Origin of the sequence: Saccharothrix saharensis (assembly GCF_006716745.1) — a bacterium.
Taxonomy (GTDB): Bacteria; Actinomycetota; Actinomycetes; order Mycobacteriales; family Pseudonocardiaceae; genus Actinosynnema; species Actinosynnema saharense.
This window is the reverse complement of record NZ_VFPP01000001.1, coordinates 8,759,194-8,775,498: the sequence shown is the minus strand read 5'-3', so window position 1 is coordinate 8,775,498 and position 16,305 is coordinate 8,759,194. Positions and strand designations below refer to the sequence as shown.

9 protein-coding genes, 1 tRNA gene and 2 pseudogenes are annotated in these 16,305 nt (G+C 67.9%); 6 read left to right on the top strand and 6 right to left on the bottom strand.

Annotated features, from left to right (window positions below; all coding sequences use genetic code 11):
• Positions 1–975 (top strand): RNA-binding protein, encoded by a 975-nt coding sequence (locus FHX81_RS39515; protein WP_141983530.1) that lies wholly within the window; start codon positions 1–3, stop codon positions 973–975.
• A 191-nt stretch (positions 976–1,166) separates the two neighbouring features.
• Here the strand turns inward: FHX81_RS39515 and FHX81_RS39510 are convergent, their stop codons facing one another.
• Positions 1,167–1,418, bottom strand: coding sequence for a hypothetical protein (locus FHX81_RS39510; RefSeq protein WP_141983529.1), 252 nt, complete (start codon positions 1,416–1,418; stop codon positions 1,167–1,169).
• Between the two features lie 333 nt (positions 1,419–1,751).
• On the opposite strand from FHX81_RS39510, the gene FHX81_RS39505 reads away from it, so the two are divergent.
• Positions 1,752–1,834: transfer RNA gene (locus FHX81_RS39505), tRNA-Leu, on the top strand.
• Positions 1,835–1,863: 29 nt separating this feature from the next.
• Here FHX81_RS39505 and FHX81_RS39500 read toward each other — a convergent pair.
• Positions 1,864–3,747 carry a recombinase family protein gene (locus tag FHX81_RS39500; RefSeq protein WP_141983528.1) on the bottom strand — a complete coding sequence of 628 codons (1,884 nt, stop codon included), beginning with the start codon at positions 3,745–3,747 and terminating at the stop codon, positions 1,864–1,866.
• Between the two features lie 264 nt (positions 3,748–4,011).
• Between FHX81_RS39500 and FHX81_RS39495 the strand changes: the two genes are divergently transcribed.
• Positions 4,012–4,794, top strand: a complete 783-nt coding sequence (locus tag FHX81_RS39495; protein ID WP_141983527.1) for a transposase family protein — start codon at positions 4,012–4,014, stop codon at positions 4,792–4,794.
• 111 nt (positions 4,795–4,905) lie between these two features.
• On the opposite strand, the gene FHX81_RS43130 is transcribed toward FHX81_RS39495, so the two are convergent.
• Positions 4,906–5,649: a GbsR/MarR family transcriptional regulator gene (locus tag FHX81_RS43130; protein ID WP_170232508.1), complete on the bottom strand. Its 744-nt coding sequence runs from the start codon at positions 5,647–5,649 to the stop codon at positions 4,906–4,908.
• 240 nt (positions 5,650–5,889) lie between these two features.
• On the opposite strand from FHX81_RS43130, the pseudogene FHX81_RS43125 reads away from it, so the two are divergent.
• Both FHX81_RS43125 and FHX81_RS42490 read left to right on the top strand, forming a co-directional pair.
• Positions 5,890–6,831: pseudogene (locus tag FHX81_RS43125) on the top strand (serine hydrolase domain-containing protein); the annotation flags it as partial.
• A gap of 44 nt (positions 6,832–6,875) precedes the next feature.
• Positions 6,876–7,190, top strand: coding sequence for a hypothetical protein (locus FHX81_RS42490; protein ID WP_246108194.1), 315 nt, complete (start codon positions 6,876–6,878; stop codon positions 7,188–7,190).
• A gap of 190 nt (positions 7,191–7,380) precedes the next feature.
• On the opposite strand, the gene FHX81_RS39480 is transcribed toward FHX81_RS42490, so the two are convergent.
• From FHX81_RS39480 to FHX81_RS43120, 3 genes and pseudogenes are all read right to left on the bottom strand, one after another.
• Positions 7,381–8,640 (bottom strand): IS701 family transposase, encoded by a 1,260-nt coding sequence (locus FHX81_RS39480; RefSeq protein ID WP_425473873.1) that lies wholly within the window; start codon positions 8,638–8,640, stop codon positions 7,381–7,383.
• A gap of 153 nt (positions 8,641–8,793) precedes the next feature.
• Positions 8,794–9,834, bottom strand: coding sequence for an IS110 family RNA-guided transposase (locus FHX81_RS39475; protein WP_141983673.1), 1,041 nt, complete (start codon positions 9,832–9,834; stop codon positions 8,794–8,796).
• A 215-nt stretch (positions 9,835–10,049) separates the two neighbouring features.
• Positions 10,050–10,963 (bottom strand): annotated as a pseudogene (locus FHX81_RS43120) (IS5 family transposase).
• Positions 10,964–11,330: 367 nt separating this feature from the next.
• Between FHX81_RS43120 and FHX81_RS39465 the strand changes: the two are divergent.
• Positions 11,331–16,283 carry a restriction endonuclease gene (locus tag FHX81_RS39465; RefSeq protein WP_170232363.1) on the top strand — a complete coding sequence of 1,651 codons (4,953 nt, stop codon included), beginning with the start codon at positions 11,331–11,333 and terminating at the stop codon, positions 16,281–16,283.
• Positions 16,284–16,305 lie beyond the last annotated feature (22 nt).

The following is a 16,305-nucleotide window of genomic DNA, read 5'->3' as shown; positions in this document are numbered from 1 at the left end:
GTGGCACAGCGATTACCGGTCGGACACGTCACCGCGGGCACAGCCCTCACCATCGCCGGTTGGGCGTTACGCGCGGTCGGCGTCGTGCTGTTCATCGGCGCCTTCGTCCTGTCCCGCGACAACCTGTCCTTCTGGCTGGACAACCCCGACCTCGGCTGGCCCACCGCCATCCTGATCAAGATCGCCACCGCCGTCGTCGGCGGTGTCGTCTTCGAAGTCGGCCACCTGACCGCCGTGTGGGGCAAGCGGTTCCGAACCCGCCCAGTCGACTCGTTCGACGCCCTCCCCGGCACCCGCTACGTCCTCTACCTGCGGTCCTTCCACACCGACACCGCCCTCGCCACACCCCCGGACCTGCCGGGCAACCCCGTGGGCAGCCTCCTGTCCCGGCGCGGCCTGACCCGCGAGGAACACCTGATCCGCTACTTCGGCGCCTACGGCAACGTCGTCGCCATCGGCCGCCCCGGCGAACGCGCACCCCAACTCGGCGCCCAACGCGGCTACGTCACCGATTCAGACTGGCAGACCACCGTGACGAAGCTGATCCGCGACGCGCACCTGGTCGTCCTCTCCGCCACCCCCACTCCCGGCACGATCTGGGAGTTCGTCGAATCCCTCCGCACAATCGAATCCCCACAACGCCTCGTCCTGCTGCTACCCGACAACCCCACCGACTACACCGCATTCCGCACCGCCGTCACCGCCGAATACACCACCCGTGCTAAACCCGCCGATCCCCCACTCCCACCACTGCCGGACTACACCGCACTCCCACCGGACCCCGACTCGAACCACCCCGTACGTGCTCTGATCACCTTCGACAACGACTGGCAACCAACCCTGACCCGGTTCTACCCGATAGCCAAGAACGACGCCGGAACCATCTGGCAACGCGACCGCTTGGCCGAACACCAGTTGAACCAGGCCCTAGCCGGCCAAAAACAACTCGCCCCCATCCACCGCCCCACTCCCTGACCCGCCCGCACCTGCTCACCACCCCCCGCATCACCCTGCGACACACCCTCAGCACCTCATCAACCTCTCCAGCGACACTCAACCGTGTCAGCCATCCCACCTGGTCACCCAACCCCACCGTCACCACCAAACCAGGACCGGTCCCACGCCCACCGGACCCCAGGACCGGCCCAGTTCACCACAGCACACCGCTACCGCGAATCGGGACTTTTCGACTCCATGCTCGCCGCCCGCGCAATAAGCGCGCTGGCCGCCGCATGCGCCCTGTCCAACCCGACAGCCAGCAGCGTGGCCCGGATAACCGAGACGGGAACCCGGTTCCTCAGCGCCAGCGAAGTGCGCTCAGTCTCGATGTCGAGCCGAGTCGCAACGTCCGCCGGAAGCATCACCGGCACCAGATCCGTCACGTCGTCATAGATGAGAGGAGGAACTTCATTAGTCACCGCGTCAGCGTCGCCGGTCAGATCAACAATTACCAGTGCCCAATAGGCTGACGATGAACCACCCCACGACCGAGGGTCCCATCACCACACCTCCCATCGAGCCCCTCCCCACCCCAACCCCGCACCTGGAGCCCCACCCGGACCACCCCTGACTCCCCACCGACCCACCCCCACCGGTCCCACCACCAACCGATCTTCACCCGCCCGCGACCACTCCTTCAGCCACCCTCCCCACCACCACCTCCGTGACCAGCGGAAACCGCCTTCAGGCCCCCCGATTTGGACCACGGAAGACGATCATGTAATCTATGCGCACACCACGGCGAGAGCCGAGTCCGGGTGGCGGAATGGCAGACGCGCTAGCTTGAGGTGCTAGTCCCCGAAAGGGGGTGGGGGTTCAAGTCCCCCCTCGGACACATAATTCACCCCGCGAGATAATTCCAGGTCATCTGGAAGGCTCGCGGGGCTTTGTGTTTCCCGACGCTTCTTCGAGCCTACCTGCCGACGGCTGCCCGTGGGGTGCCTGCGGGTGTGAGGGTAGGAGCAGCGGGCGACGTCCGGCTCTTCGTGCCAGGGCCAGGACATGTTGACTGTGCTTGTCATGGGATCCGCTGGGTGGGTGGTGGTCTCGCCCGGCCTGGGAGGTGTCCTGCGGCCGCTTGGCGGCGAACGCGGCGTGCAGCCTGCTCTGCCGGTGTCGTCGCTGTGGCACTGCGGGGCGTTGCGGGCGGGTCGGCGACCGGAGAGGCTGTCGCGCAGGGTGGGGTTCACCAGCCGGAGCGTCACTCTGGCCCGCAGGCACGTCGGGCCGATCCGTCTTCTCGGCCGTCGCGTAGGTCAGGGCTGGCAGGAGCTGGTCGTCTCCGTTCCGGAGCGTGTTGTCACCCGGCTGCCGGGCAAGGCGTCTGCGTGGTGCGCGCGCTGACGTGGTGGTGTCGCGGTCGAGGAGTGCGACGCCGGTGGCGTCGCAGCGGAAGACGAGCCTGAGCTCGTCGACCAGCCGTGCGGTCTGCTCGGGGCCAGGATTGTCGGCGACGCCCGCGGTGGTGAGGTGTGCGGCGATGCGGGCCAGCAGGTGGTCCTCGCGCAGGTAGAGGTTGCCCGGCGAGTCCTCCGGTCGGGTGCGGGCGCTGGTGTGGCCGTGACGGCAGCGGTAAGCGGCACGGCCGTGCGAGCGGTGTGAGTCCATCTTCCGACCGCACAACCCGCACTGGAGCCTGCCCGCCAACAGGTAGACGCACTCGCCGCCATCAGCGTCGGCCGCCTGGCCGGTGCTGTGCCGGGCGGCCTGGATGGTCTGGGCGGTGACGAAGTCCTGTTCGGACACCAACGGCGTATGGGCGATGCGCACCGAGATCGCCCAGGTGTGCTGGTCGTTGCGGACGCTGGTCCGTCGTCCGCTCGGCAAGCGGGTGGCGCGGTCGGCGCTGGTGCGGTTCCAGACCTGGTGGCCGGTGTAGCGGGGATTGCCCAGGATCTCCACCACCGTGCGCAGCGACCATCCGGGGTCTACCCGAGCCCTGTCGCGTTCCGCGTCCGTGCCCGACGGGCTGGGCACGGCCTGCTCGTTGAGGTGGCGGGCGATACCCGCAGCGCTGTGCCCCGCTAGGCGTAAAGAGAAGATCAGCTTTACCACGGGCGCCGTGGCCGGGTTCGGCACCAGCCGCTGCTGTCGCACCCCACGCCGCGCCAACGCCCGGTTCGGATGTGCCCCGGCGTCGACGAGCCGGTAGCCGTAGGGCGGTCTGCCGCCGAGATAGCGCCCCTGCTCGACGGTCTGCATCCGCATGGCGGTGACAACCCGGTGGCGGGAGCGAATCACTTCCGTTTGCGAGCGCATCGCGAGCAGCGCCAGCAGTGCTTCGTGCGCGGGGTTGGCGAAGTCCACCGGCCCTTCGGCTTCCGGCAGCCATAGCTGCACCCCGTACCGCTTCAGCACAGCCCGCAGCTCTCGAACTTGGGAGCCGTCGAGGAAGGCGCGCTCGTACTCGCCCACGACCACCGCGTCGACCCGGTCGGCGTTGGCCGCGATGTAGCGCAGCATCGCCGCGGCCCGAGGCCGCAGGTGCCAGGGCACCTGACGGGAACACCCGACCTCGAAGTACTCCCCCACGATCGCGCCGTGCCCACCGGTGAGCCTGCGGGAGACATCCAGCTGCCACGCCCGCGAGGTGCGCGGGTCCTGGTGCTCACGGGTGGAAGCGCGACCGTAGAACAAGAACCGCAGACTCCCGACCGGAGCGGCGTCCAGGGCCGGAATGCCCGGTGGGATGGTCGCGGCGATCCACTCGGCGAGCGTGGTCGGGCGTGGCAGGGCGGATACCGTCATGCTCGGTCCTCGACGTCGGAACGGGGATGGACGCCGAGGTGACGGGGTGCCCTCGCCGCCATGACAAAGAACTACGGAGATGCGCCCGATCGGAGCAGTCCGAGCCGCCTGGATCGTCGGTGAGCCCGCGACATCCGGTCACTGAGCCATTTTCATCGTGACGGTGCAGGTCACGGCGCGGGCTGGGTGATGGGGCGCGGTGGGCGAGGCTCCCGGTAAGACAGCAGTCGACCAGCATCCGATGTCCCAACCGGGAGCCTCGCCGTGTTGTCTTACCCTGCCGCGATTCCGCTGTCCAACCGCACCCTCGTCCGCCTGGCCGAGCTCATCCGCGCGGAGCGGACGCGGCGTCGATCCCGATGGCGTCGACTGGAACCCGGTCGTCAGGCGCTGCTCGTGCTTGCCCACCTGCGCAACGGCGACACCCACGCCCGCCTCGCCGTCGGGTTCGGCATTTCCTACAGCACCCCCTGGCGCTATGTCCGTGAAGCGGTGGACCTGCTCGCCGGCTTGGCCGACGACCTCCGCACCGCCGGCGAACGGGCCGCCCGACTGGCCTACGCGATCCTGGACGGCACTCTCGTTCCGATCGACCGCGTCGCCGACCAGAAACCGTACTTCTCCGGCAAACACCGACGCCACAGCGTCAACGTGCAGATCCTCGCCGACCCAGCAGGGCGGTTGGTGTGGGCCTCGCCGGCCCTGCCCGGCGCCGTCCACGACCTGACCGCGGCCCGCACACACGGCCTGATCGACATGCCGACCACCAACGACGTCACCGCCTTCGCCGACAAGGCGTATCAAGGCGCGGGCGGCACGGTGCACATCCCGTTCAAGCGCCATGCCACCCGGCCGCGGCTGTCACGCGGGCAGAAGGCGGTCAACCGGGCCCACGCGCGCATCCGAGCCCTGGGCGAACGCGCCGTATCGCTGCTCAAGGGCTGGGAGATCCTGGCCAAGCTGCGCTGCTGCCCACGCCGAGCCACCGCAATCATCGCGGCCATCCTCGTCCTACACCATGTCGAAACCCGCCGTCGACCACGATGAAAAGGCTCACTGATGTCGAAGTCCGCCGCGACCTGGGTGATGCGCCCTCGGTCCTGTGGAGTCGGGCTGCTGGACTGCCATGCCGATGTCCTCGAGGAGAGGTCGGCATGATCAGGAATTACCCGCCGGAATTCCTGATTTCTCTGCTATCGTCGAATGCTCGCCGTGTGCGTGGGTCTGTCGCCATTGCTCGGCGGCCTGGATCATGGCGTGGCCGACGTGGTCGAAGAACTGACCGATGTCCCGTAGTCGGGCACCGGCGGGTGAGGTGATGCCGAGGGTTTCCGCTCCCTGGCGGGCGAAGTCGGCGAGCATGGTGTTCTGGCGGGCGCTGCCCATCCAGCCGCGGAACCAGGCGTCGGCATCGATGACGTACCTGTCGCGTCGCCGACGGGGGTCGCGTTCACGACGGATCAGTTCCTGGTGTTCGAGTTCACCGATGGCCTTGGACACGGAGGCGGGACTGACCCGGAGGCTGCGGGTGAGTTCGGAGGCGGTCAGGCTGCCACTGTCGGCGAGGTAGAGGCAGGCGAGCACGCGCGCGGTCATGCGCGGCAACCCCGTGCTGATCATTATCGCGGTGAACTGCTCTTGCAGATCACGGACGGTTTTGTGGCCGTGCCCGGATGCGTCGACGTGCACCGGTGCCCGGCGGTGTCGGTGCGCACGTTCCCGGGTGGCTTCGTGCGCGGGGTCGGCCTGGTAGCTGTCGGCGCCGCCGTTGCGGGCCACTTCCCGGGTGATGGTGGATGGTGGTCGTTCCAGACGTTCGGCGATCTCGGTGTAGCTGAGCCCCTGGGCCAGTCCCTCGGCGATCTGCCGGCGCTCCTGGTGGGTCAGCCTGCCTCCGGGCACGGGCAGGTTCTCCTCTCCGTCGTCCGCCACCGACCTGTGGCGAGGAGGACAGTCTTGCGTTCGAAGACAGCTCATTGCAATTCGCGCGCGGCCCTTGCCTTGCATTCAGTCTCACTACCATTGCAAATCACCCTATTCTACCTGCTGGGTGTCGGTTTTGGACTCTCGGGAGGTTGACAGATCGGTAAACGCAAATTAGCTTTTCGTCCAGTTCGAACGTTGTGCCTTGCGGTCGAGGCCATGACGAAGTATTTCCCACCGCCGTACCCGATCGGCACCGCTGCCTGTCCGCGCCGTGCCGGAGCGCCCGACCGACCGCCGTTGATCCGACAAGCGTCCGGCTCACCAGGACCCCCTGCTCAAACCTCCGTTGTTCCCGAACGCCCGCCTCAGGAGGAAGTGGACATAACCACCGAGTCCCGAAATCCCATCGCCGCAGCCTCCGCGCACGACGCCCCCGAACGCGCCGAGGTGCAGCGCGCCCTCGACGCCGCCGCCCAAGCCGGTGCTCCCGGCATCGTGGCCGAGATCCACGACCGCCACGGGCAGTGGTTCGGCTCCGCCGGTTCGGCGGACACCGGAACCGACCGGAAGCGCCGACCACAGGACCGGTTCCGGATCGGCAGCACGACCAAGGCGTTCACCTCCACCGTCGTCCTCCAACTGGTGGCCGAGGGCCTGCTGAGCCTCGACGACACCGTCGAGTGCCGGCTGCCCGGCCTGGTCCACGGCAACGGCAACGACGGCGGCAGGATCACCATCCGTCAGCTGCTCAACCAGACCAGCGGCCTGTACAACTACGGCAACGACCCGGAGTTCTTCGCTAAGGGCGTCGGCCCCGCCTGGTTCGAGCACCGCTACGACAGCTACACCCCCGCGCAGTTGGTGAAGATCGCCACCGCCCACCCACCCCACGCCGGGCCCGGCGAAGCCTTCTCCTACTCCAACACCAACTACGTCCTCGCCGCCATGATCATCGAAGAGGTGACCGGCCGCACCTACGGCCAGGAACTCACCCGGCGCATCACCTGCCCCCTGGGCCTGGCCGGAACCTCGCTCCCGGACGGCCCCGGGATCAGCGGGCCCCACCCCATGCACTACTCCACGCTGTTCTCCCAGGCGCCCGAGCCCACGATCCACGACGCCACCGAGATGGACCAGACCTTCGCCTGGTCCGCGGGCGGCATCATCTCCACCACCGGTGACCTCCAACGCTTCTCGGCGCGTTGCTGGGCGGACGCCTCCTCCCGCCCGCCCAGCAACGGGAACTGCTCACAACCGTCTCCACGGACGGCTCAAACTGGATCCCCGACACCCGGTACGGTCTGGGCATCTTCACCCAGGCACTGCCGGGCGGGGTCACGGTCTGGGGCAACGGCGGCGCCACCTACGGATCCTGGACGTACGCCATGGGTTCGCAGGACGGCACGCACATGCTCACCAGCAACATCAACGGTGACTGGAGCAGCCTGGGACCGTTCACCGACCTGCTCACCGCGGAGTTCGACCCGGCCCAGCCCTCGTCCGACACCCCCGGATGACCCGACTTCGTCGAGATTGCTCCCACCCTCCTCCACGATCCCGGCTTGGGCCTAGTAGGGCTTTGTTAGGTGCTGTTGACCTGCGGTTGCTGTGGTGTGGTCGTGGCCTGGACGGGTTGTCGGCAGGTGTGGCAGACGCCTGTCCAGGCCGCGAGTAAGGCTTGGAGTTCGCGCAGGACGGCGTAGAGGGTCAGACCTGCGCAGGGGCTTTTGGGGTGCGGCGCAGCCGGGTGCAGATTGCCTGCGCGACCGAGGCCAGCGTGACGTGGCGGTGCCAGCCGATCCAGGAGCGGCCCTCGAAGTGGTCCAGGCCGAGGCCGTCCTTGAGTTCGCGGTAGTCGTGTTCGATGCGCCAGCGCATTTTGGCCAGCTTGACTAGGTCGCGCAGGCGGATGTCGACGGGCAGGGTGGACAGCCAGTAGTCGGTGGGTTCGGGTTCTCCGGTGGGCCATTCAGCCAGTAGCCAGCATTCGGGCAGGCTGCCGTCGGGGGCGCGGGGGATGTTGCGGTTGGCCGGGCGCACCCGCAGCGCAAGGAAGCGGGAGCGCATGGTCGCGGTCGGGTTGCCCGCGCTCCTGCGGGAGCCGTGGCGCCAGACCACGAACCGCCCCGCCGAACGCCCGGCTTCGGTGACCAGGGTCTTGGCGGTGACGGGCTTGTCCGGGTAGGTCGTCTTCGTCGGCGGGCGGCCGATGCCCGACCAGCTCGGCGGGACCGGGGCCGTCGAGCCGGGATGCAGGCTGGTGGAGGCCGAGACCGCCACCGCGTAGGTCAGACCGCGGTCGGTCAGCCCCTGGCGGAAGGCGGTGTTGTCGCCGTAGGCCGAGTCGGCCACCACCGGCCGCCGCGGCATGCCCCAGTCCAGCAGCTCGTCGATCATGTCCAGGGCCAGGCGCCACTTCTCCCGGTGCCGCACTTGGTCGGGGATCGCGCAGCGGGCCCGCTTGCGGGCGATCTCCGCGGCTGTCCGCTCGTCGTCGGCCTTGGTGTCGTCCCAGGACTCGGGCAGGAACAGCCGCCAGTCCACCGCGGCCGAGGTCCAGTCGGTGACCGCGTGCACGCTGACCCCGACCTGGCAGTTGCCCCGCTTGCCCAACGCCCCGCAGTACATCCGCGCCACCCCGGGCGAGGAGGTCCCGTCCTTGGGGAACCCGGTGTCGTCCACGGCCAACGCGTCCGGGTCGACGAACCCCGCCGCCCACACCGCCAACCTGCGCCGGACCTCGACGTGGTCCCAGGTCGAGGTGGTGACGAACTGCTGCAACTGCTGATGGTCCACACCGAGGCGCTCGGCCATGGGCTGCATCGACTTGCGCCTGCCGTCCAACAGCAGCCCACGCAGATACAGCTCACCCTTGCCGCGCTGGTCACGCCGGGCGAACCCGCCGAACACCTCCGCGGCGAACCCTTCGATGACCGGCCGCACCTCGGCCATCTCCTCCGGCGTCACCACCGCAGGAAACCACACCGCCCACACATCCCATCACTCGACCTAACAAAGCCCTACTAGGTCGTGTTTCAGATGTGGCGTAGCCAGATGTTGATGGCGGCGATGTCGATGGTGGCCTGGTAGCGGACGGCGAGTTTGATGCCCCTATGGATGTCAAGCGGCTTCGGATAGTGGCGTGGATGTGTCGTCAGGACTGTTGATCAGCGAGTAGACCTCGCGGGCGATGTAGCGCTTGAGGCAGCGGATGGCTTCGCGGCGGGTTCTGCCCTGGGCCAGGCGGCGGGCGAGGTAGTCCTGTGTGCGCGGGTCCCAGCGCAGGCGGGACAGGGCGATGCGGTAGAGAGCGGCATTGGCTTGGCGGTCGCCACCGCGGTTGAGCCGTCGACGTCGGGTCTTCCCGGAGGACGCCTCGATCGGGCTGACGCCGCACAGCGCGGCGAACGAGGCCTCGCTGCGCATCCGGTCGGGGTTGTCTCCCGCGGTGATGACGAGCGCGGCTGCGGTGTCCGGGCCGATGCCCGGTCGTCGTAGCAGCTCGGGGACGTGTGTCTGGAGAACCGTCTCGATCCGGTTGTTGAGGTCGTCGATTTCGCAGGTCAGATCGCGGATACGGCGGGCGAGCAGCCGAAGCGTGTATGTCGCGGCCGAGCGGGGATCGGTCGGGGTGTCGGCATCGAGTTCGGCGCAGCGGCGGACGAGTTTGGGGTTGCCCAGCCCGGACAACGAGTCCCTCAACTCCGGGTCGGCGGAGACGAGTACGGCCTTGAGCTGGTTGATCGCCTGGGTGCGCGACTTGATCGCCGATGCCTTCGCCAGCTTGAACATGCGAATCATCTCGACCGGGCCGGCACCGGTTTTCGCTTTCGCGGCAGCGCGGCCGGACAGCACCGCCCTGGCCGCTGCCTCGGCGTCCCCGGCGTCGGTCTTGCCCCGGCGACGCTGGACCTTGTCGGGCTGGTTGACTTCCACCACCGCGATGCCCGCTGCGGTGAGATGACGTGCCAGGGCTGCTCCGTAGGAGCCGGTGCATTCGACACCGGCGTGGCGCACCCTGCCGAAGGACGAGGCCCAGGACAGCACCCGCCGATAGCCCGACACGGTCGTCGGGAACGTCTCACTGCCCAGCAGCACGCCGAGAGTGCTGATCACGGCGGCGACGTGGAAGTCCTTGTGCGTGTCGACACCGAGAACGATCTCCGGCCGGTCGGCCTGGTCGCGTTCGGGCTTGTCGGGGACACTGGGCACGGTCGTTTGTCTCCTGGTCGGCTCTCGGGACGGATCGGCCGTCGCCGGGCCGGTCGGGAGCGGTCAGGACTGTGATGGCGCCTTGTTAGCGGCAAGGCCCCTATCGGGACACGCTCCGCCGGTCCGGCGACAGCAGGCACCGCTCCAGGCCCATGGCCGACAGATCAAACTAAGGACACTTGGTCAGTCGTAGCGCGGGTCAGACCACCGACCCGGAGCGGCACAACATGATCCTCACAGTCGTAGCGGGTGGCGACCGCCCGGTGCTGCTTGAGCAGGTTGATGCCGCACTCGACGGCGTGGCGCTGTTTGTAGATCTCCCGGTCGATCGTGGGTGGCCGTCCACCGGCGGAGCCTTTGGCCTTGCGGTGGGCGGCCTGGTCACGGGGCTGGTCGATGGTGGCCTTGATCCCGCGGTGTCGCGGGTAGGCGCGGTTGGCCTTGGAGCTGTAGGCCTTGTCCGCCAGGACCCGGTCCGGCCGGGTCCTGGCCCGTCCGCCGCCGTGCCGGGGCACCGCGATCTGTTCGATCACCGGGACGAACTGCGGGCTGTCACCCCATTGCCCGGCGGTGACCAGCAGGGACAACGGACGGCGGCCCTGCTCGCAGGCCAGGTGCAGCTTGCTGGTCCAGCCGCCCCGCGACCGCCCCAACCCGTGATCATCGGGCTCGACCCCTCCGGCCGGGGTGTCGGGCGGTTCGACCTGCAGATCCCCCTTTTCCGCGCACCCGCCGCGTGCTGGTGCGCCCGCATGATCGTGGAATCGACCGACACGTCCCACACGATCAGCCCGTCGGCATCGGCGCGGGCCTGCAACGCGGTCAGGATCCGTCGCCAGACCCCGGTCCGCTGCCACCGTCGGAACAACCCGTAGACGGTCTGCCAGGGCCCGTAGTCGGGCGGGACGTCACGCCACGGGGCACCGACGCGCACCCGCCACCGGATGCCGTCGATCAACTGACGCTTGCTCCACTTCGGCGGACGGCCCGGCTTGCGACCCACGGGTAACAGCGGCTGCAACAGCGCCCACTGCGCGTCGGTCAGATCGGCCCGCCCCGCTGCCGCTACGCTGGCCACGAGGTCTCCGGTGTTCGGGTTTGCTTGGTCGCTAACCCACTTACCGGAGACCTCGCCACTTTCCGGCCACCGACACACCGCCGGTCAGCACCTTTGAAACACGACCTGATCCCGCCTGCCCGATCGCCGGTGGGGCGGCCGTCCGCGGCGCCCACGCCATCAGCGTGCGGAACCCGCGCTCCGCAAGGCGAACAACAGGCTGGCCGTATCGCCCTTGCCTACCCGCCACCTGGCTGGCCAGGTCAACGACCATGCGCTGCCGAAGTCACGCGAGCACGGCGGTCGCCGTTGAGCTCGGGTACACACGCGACGGTGGTCCACGGCCAGCCTGATGCCGTCACAGGGCGGCTGGTGCCACAATCCTGTCATGACCAGCGGGCCGTTGCAGGCGGCGAATCTCACGTACCTGGCGACCGCGCCACAGTCCTGCGGTCAGACCCCGCCGGTCACCCGGCCTCAGCTGCTGGCACTGGATTCTCTGCATCCCAAGGATTTCGAACGGCTGTGTTACCGGCTTGCGCGGCTGCAGGGCACGATCGAGCAGTGCCGCATGTTCGGCGTCGAAGGGCAATCCCAGGGCGGCATTGATTTGTACGCTCGCAAGCGGGACGGTACCTATCTGGTCATCCAGTGCAAACGCACCACCGACAGGTTTACATCCGGTGAGATCACCGGTGCGGTGGACGTCTTCCTCAGGGGCGAGTGGGCGGCCACGGCCACTGAATTCGTGCTGGCTGTCACCGACAACCTCGAGCGAACCCAGGCCGCGGCGCGCATCGAGCAGGAGCGTCTACGGCTGACTGCCAAGGGCATTACGTTCACGCTATGGGACCAGACCGAGCTCAGCGCGCTGCTCAAGGATCAGCCGCGGCTCGTCGACGACTTCTTCGCCCGCGAGGCTGTGCGCGTGTTCGCCGGAGAGGACGCCGCCGCGGCGCTGGGAACCCGACTCGACGCGCGGGAGATGATCGAGTACCGCCAGCAACTCGGATCTCTGTACCGCACGGTGTTCGGCCAGTTCGAACGCGGCATGCACAGCTCGGAGCGCACGATGCCGCTCGCCGAGCGCTTCATCGTGCCCGACGTCGTGCTCGGCGACGACATGCCGACGCCGTCCACGGCACCATCCCCTGGTGTGGCGGTCGTGGACCCCGCCAGGTCGGCGCGGCGCGAAAGCTATTTTCCCGATGTGCTCGGAGGCCTACGCAACCCGACGGCGGTCGCGGCACCGGTGCGGGCCCGCTCCACCGCGCACAGCAACCGGGTGGCCGTCACCGACTGGCTCGCCACCGGCACGCAACATCTTGTGGTCGGGGCGCCGGGTGCCGGCAAGAGCGCATTACTGCGCATGCTGATACTCGACCTGTTCTCCGACGAGCCCACACTGACCGCAGGGCTGGACCGCCTGAACACCGTGCTGCCCGTGTGGCTTCCGTTCGCGTTCTGGACCTCCGCTGTCCGCAAGAACGCCCGTGCGGTCAGTGTCCTGGACGGGGTGCGGGAGTGGCTGTCGGTCTACGACCACGGGCATCTGTGGCCGTTGATCGAGAAGGCGCTGCGCGACGAGCGTGTTCTGCTCGTCGTGGACGGTCTGGACGAGTGGGCGAGCCCGGACGCCGCGCGGCTGTGTACCGATCGGATGGAGGTATTCGCCGTCACCAAAAATGCCGGACTGTTGGCCTCGTCGAGACCTTTCAGCTCCGCCGAGGTCCCCTTGGACCCTGAACAGTGGCGGATGGCGACGCTCGCGCCGCTGGACCACGCGCAGCGCCTGGCGTTTGTCACGAAGTGGCTGGCACCGATAGTCGATAAGCTTGCGTTGTCGCACGACGCAGCCGCGTGGACGGCCGAGATCGAGTCCTCACCGCACCTGCGGGAGCTCGCCGACCTGCCATTGTTTCTGTCACTGCTGCTGCGCAGCAAGGAACAACACACCGAGTTCCCTCATGACCTGCATACAGTGCTCGACGACGTCGTCCAGCGCATGGTCGGCGAGCACCGCCGGCGCAAGATCGTCACCTCGGGAGCTGGAGACCTGTTCCCCGCCACAGGCGACATTCGCCGAGTCAGCGGCGCCGTAGCCGAACAGATGCACCGGGCCGCCGCGGTCACCATCTCCGACGACGATCTGCGCGCCGGCTTCCGCTCCACTCTCATCGAAGAGATCGGCTATCCGGCCGCCGAGGCGCACACGGCCGCACAGGAGCTGGTCAACGCCTTGAGCCCCGGTGTCGGACTGATGATCCGTCCAGCGCCGGACGAAACCCAGTTCTTCCACCGCTCCGTGCTGGAGTTCCTCACCGCCCAACGGCTGCTGATGCTGTCCGGGGAGCAGCTGGCGCAGCTGGCCGTCGACCACGTGACCGATCGGCAATGGGCACAGGTCCTGCGGTTCCTGATCCTCGGCATCACCCGGCCGCCCGAGATCGTCGCCATATTCGACCTGCTCGACGCGCACGCCGTCGGCAACCCGCTGATGTGCGAGGCGACCGACCTGCTCGCCGCCGAGGTCTCGGTAGGTGCCGGCGTCGTGGACGCGGCGACGCGGCGGAGGCTGCTCGCGCGGGTGATCGGGGTGATCGAGACCGGTGAACGCGAAGCACACCGGGCCGCGCTGCTCGACAGACTCGCGGCCGGTCTGTCCCGACGCGAAGTGCGCGGTGAACTGACGGCACGGTTCACCACCTGGCTGCACGCCTACCCGCGGGAAAGCTGGTTGGCAACCCTACGTGCCGCATCCGCCTGGCCCGCCGACGAGACACTGCGGAGCATGCTCTGGCACGCCCTGCACGCCGACGAGGACGACGTGCAACGCCTAGCCGGCCGGATCCTCGGCACCACGTTCGCCAGCGACACCGTCACCGCAGACCGGCTCGCTGAGCTCGCCCGCACCACCGGCCTGCCCCGGCGCCGGGCGGCGGCCACCGAGGCATTGTCGCTGTGCACACCCGACCATCCAGCACTCGACGCGCTCATCGACACCGGACGAGCCCATCCCCACTTCGCAGTCCGGCACGCCTGCCTGGCGGCGGATCTGCGCCGGGGCAACACGACCGAAGCCAACCGCACCGCCCTGATCACACTGCTCGACCAGGCCCCGCGTCTGTCGGCGTGGGTGGATCGGATCATCGAGCTGATGCTCGACCACTTCCCAGACGACCAGGTGATCTTCGAGCACTATCTGCCTGACGCAGATCCCACTCTCGATCGCGGACGCCGTCATTCCCGCGACAACCCCGCCACCGTCGTGTTGTTCGCGTGCTACCCACACCGCGCCGAGACACGTAGGTTCTTCCGCCAGTACATCTCACCCGACCGCACACTGTTTCCTGATCAACCCAGCCTGTTGGTGGAGCTGCCGTGGCCCCAATTGGCGCAGGCCTACCGCGACGACCCCGAGATCGTGTCCGCTCTCGAGGTGTTCCTCGACGAACTGCTGACCTCGGGCATTGGCGAACGCGGCGTCTACCTGTGCTCGCTGGTAGCCAGAAGCACGCGCGTGCGCGACCGTCTCCTGGCACGCCTGCGCCGCGAAAACAGCTGGGGAATCGGCTGGATCGTGCGCGCACTGCTCGAAGGCTGGCCCGAGGATCCCCAGGTCCACGCCGCCTTGCGCGCCCCTCTCGAACCTGACACCGCGACCACGCCACACGACGGTCTGGTCGCCTACTTGTCGGAAATCATCACCGAGCCCGCTAACGCCCTCGCGCGACTGGAAGCCCTTGCTGCAACGACCGGACAGACCTCAGCTGTGGTGCGAGCCCTCGACGGAATCCTGCGCCGTGGTGGCGACCGGACGGATCCCCGCGTGGAAGCGCTGCTGCGCCACGCGCTCGGAGACGAGAAGACATTCCTCGGCGATAGTGTCGAAGATGCCCTGTTCGAGGGATTCATGCATCACCCCGTGGTGCGCGAACGCGGCATGGACCGGTTGACCGCGCACGACTCGCCAGTGGCCTCGATCGCCTACGGCGCACGCGACGATCCCGACCTACGTGGCATCGTCGCCGCTCACTTCGGCTCCCTGAGCCCGCCGCTGCGCGCCAGACTGATCGAAGCACTGGCGAGCGCGCCCCTGTCCGACCTCTCGGCCACCAGGCTTCTCGGAGGCTATGACGCCGAACCTGACGGCACCGTGAAGATGTTGGCGGCAACAGCCTTCACGCGGCGTCTGATGGAAACTCAATCACCCGCCGGTGAAATCCTCGACAATTTCACCGCACAAGCCCGTGCGCTCGGCCCTGATATGCACGAGCGGCGAGGTGCAGCCTTTTGCGCTTTGGCTGAACTGGGCCGCCTGGACATCCTCACTAATTTGCGCGAAAGCGGCAGTGGCGAGCCCGTACAGATCCACCATGGCTATGGCAGCGACACACAGCTGTTCTCCCGATACGTGTGCCGGTTCTGGACCGATGTAAAAGCCTCCCTAGGGCAGGAGTTCTCCCAGCGATTCGGCTTCGAGTCGAGCTCAGACCGCGAGTTCTTCTCGGATATTCTCGCCGTGGCGCATGACTACCCCGAGACTAAAGCAGACCTCGAGAAACTGCTCGAGGACCGGCCGGAACTCGCCGGAACGGCCTCAGCCGTCAGCTACCTGCGCCGCATCGGCACCACCAGCGACGATGCCTGGTCGAGGACCATCACGCTACTGGAACGGGCGGATGGGTACCACGATTCCGAGATTGAACAGGCGTGGACGGCGCTGCACGTGCTGACCGAACAGTTTGGGACAGACCCGCGCACCCACCAGTGGCTCGACGACCAGCTCGCACGGATTGAGAACGCCGAAATCGTTACCGCGGAGGAGACTTACCTACCGCTACCCAGTTACGGCGTCGCCGCCGCGCTCGCTCGGCTACGACCGGACCACCATCTGGTCGCCAGGATGCTGCTCGTCACAGCCCGCCCGCCAGCAGGCCAACCGTGGCACGAGTTCCCTGAATGGACCGAACTGGCAGCGGCGTGCACCTCCGACGCGACGGAGTTGCTGGACCTGGCCGTCGAGATAGCGCGCGTGGTCACCCGCAACGACAGAGACCCTGGGTACATCCACCGCCCGCTGGCCGCCCGGCTGCGCCGTGATCACCACCTTACCGCCGAGCTCGCCGAACAGATAACGCATCTACCCGACGCCTCCGTGGGCATCGCGATCCGATTGCTGTGGCTTAGCGGCCACTTCAACTCGGCCGCGACACAGTCCGTGCGCGACATCGCCGAAGGTCGGCAACGGAACTGCTCCTGGACCTTCGACCCGCTCACCGGTCAGGCGTGCCATGCCCGACTTCTCGCGCTCGACATCCTCGACACGCTGCAGCCCTAGGGGGAGGCGACGATTAGTACTC